The organism is Micromonospora sp. NPDC052213 (assembly GCF_040679695.1).
Classification (GTDB): Bacteria; Actinomycetota; Actinomycetes; order Mycobacteriales; family Micromonosporaceae; genus Micromonospora.
Genome location: NZ_JBFAVI010000375.1, coordinates 1 through 1,198, shown reverse-complemented (window position 1 = coordinate 1,198; position 1,198 = coordinate 1). Strand labels below are relative to the sequence as shown.

General features: G+C 71.4%; 1 protein-coding gene and 1 pseudogene. Both read right to left on the bottom strand.

Annotated elements, in window-relative coordinates:
* On the bottom strand, positions 1–410 hold a 410-nt coding region (locus tag AB0L34_RS34090), incomplete at its 3' end, for a helix-turn-helix transcriptional regulator (protein WP_363709799.1).
* Between the two features lie 665 nt (positions 411–1,075).
* A pseudogene (locus AB0L34_RS34085) lies at positions 1,076–1,198 on the bottom strand (porphobilinogen synthase); the annotation flags it as partial.

Sequence of the window (1,198 nt, the reverse complement as noted above, 5' to 3'; positions counted from 1 at the left end):
CTGCGCCGCGAGCGCGCCCACCACTCCCCCGGCTCCGGGTCGGTGACGACGTCGAGGTGGGACGGGTACCGCCGCTCCGCGCCGTCACGCAGGTCGGCCCGGTCACGCATCGGCTTGAGCACCGTGCCGGCCTCGTCGACGACCACGAGCCGGAAGCCGGCCGTGCCCACGATGCGCGACAGCATGGCCAGGCTCGGCGTCAGGCTGCCCGCCTCGATCCGCCCGACCGTGCTCGGATGCACCCGGGCGAACCGGGCCAGCTCACGCTGGCTGGCGTCGGCCCGGCGACGCACCGCCCGGATGATCCCCGACGCCGGGAACGGGACGTCGAACGGCTCGGTGAGCAGCGCCGGCCCGCCGCCCTCCGCAAGCCCGCCCTCCACCGCCGGCCCGCCGTCAGCCGCTGTCACGGGGGTCGCTGGGGTCGCTGCCGGTACTGCGGTCGCCCAACTCCCGGGAGTCGCTGAGGGCACGGCCGTCGCGCAGGTCACGTAGGCAGCGGCCGTCGCGGAGATTGCGCATGGTGCTTCCGGCGCGGCGCAGGCACCTGTGCCGGTGGCCGCCTCCGGCCCGGTGTCGGCGATGTCTGTCACGCCGCCCACGGTCCCGCCTGCCGCATCGGCCCGGCAACCCCGCTCCGCACCCCTGTGGAAAACCTGGAATCCGCCGCCCGACCAAACCTCGCCGTGCGTCAACCGCCCCACTCAAGGCACACGGAGCGTGACATCACTGTGCGTTAGCCAGTACTGCCGAAGCGAACGCCGCACACTCAAGACAAATAACAACCAATCCGGACACAACGCTCGGAATAGCCGAGCCAAGGAAGACCACCTCAGTCGACTTTGCTCTGCAGCCTTCGAAGCACTGCTTACGCTTCGTGACAGTTGCGCCCGTGGCTGCAGAGCAAAGTCGGCTGAGGGCATAGCGCCTGCCACCCTGAGAACTACTGTGAGCTACCGCGTCTGGCTGTGGACAACTTGAGGCAACGCACCGCCCGCGGATCTCACCGACGCGCCACGACACGCGCGCCGGCGCGAGCCCGCCCCGGGTCCGACGCCGGGCGGCCGGGCGAGGGTCAGTAGCGCTCGCGCAGCAACTGGGCCGCCTCGACCGCCCAGTAGGTGAGGATGATCTGCGCACCGGCCCGGCGGATCGAGGTGAGCGTCTCCAGCATCACCCGCTCCCGGTCGATCCAGCC